Genomic DNA, 701 nt, shown 5'->3' with positions numbered 1-701 from the left:
ATGCAGGAATTTCTAAGAAACTCTTGCATCACTTTTATTTTTTGCGAGCATATTTGTCAAGAAAAGCAAAAAACGCCCGCAGGCGTTTTACAAAATTCTCGATTTTTATAGCTTCCGCACCTGATACATCTCATTGAGCACTTCAGAATTTGCCGGAAAGTAGTCCATTATGTTCCAATACCCCACTCCTGCCAAATCGTACTCTTCAACCAGCGCCAGCTTTGCACGAATGCTGCGAATGTCTTCAAACCAGACTACGTGCTTATTTCCAGCCGGATCAAAATAGGTGAAATACGGCGCTTGAGAAAGCTGATCGTACACCACTTCCGCATTGTAGTACTGCGCCCGCCAGAAAGCCCCTTCGCTGGACATTTTTTCTGCCCGGGTTTCTCCTTTGACAAAGGGGAGTTTCCAATCATAACCGTAATTAGGCATGCCCATCAGAATTTTTTCCCTTGGAATTTCACTGACCGCGTAGTCCAGCACTTTCCGCACCTGATTGATTGGCGAAACCGCCATAGGCGGTCCGTATGTGTACGTACATCAATGATGGATGCTATTTTTTATCAGTAATTAAATCAAAAAATGTTTGTAAAAATTGTCCTTTTCTATTGACAAATGCACGCATTGCGTGTATAATATAATTAAAGATAAGGAAAGGAGGAAAGCACATGAATGGGTAAACATGATAAGAAAAAAGA

Annotated in this window: 1 protein-coding gene; it reads right to left on the bottom strand. The window is 41.8% G+C overall.

The window, feature by feature from the left end:
* Window positions 1-105 precede the first annotated feature (105 nt).
* Complete coding sequence (locus D1841_RS17495; RefSeq protein ID WP_160201835.1) at window positions 106-519, bottom strand: glycosyl hydrolase family 18 protein; 414 nt, start codon at window positions 517-519, stop codon at window positions 106-108.
* Window positions 520-701 lie beyond the last annotated feature (182 nt).

Source organism: Neglectibacter sp. X4, from assembly GCF_009917365.1.
In the GTDB taxonomy this organism is placed as follows: domain Bacteria; phylum Bacillota; class Clostridia; order Oscillospirales; family Acutalibacteraceae; genus Acutalibacter.
This window is presented reverse-complemented; position numbering and strand designations above follow the sequence as displayed.

What these genes read in the sequence shown, in the direction of transcription:
- D1841_RS17495 (WP_160201835.1), bottom strand. Translation starts at nt 519, where the DNA reads ATGGCGGTTTCGCCAATCAATCAGGTGCGGAAAGTGCTGGACTACGCG.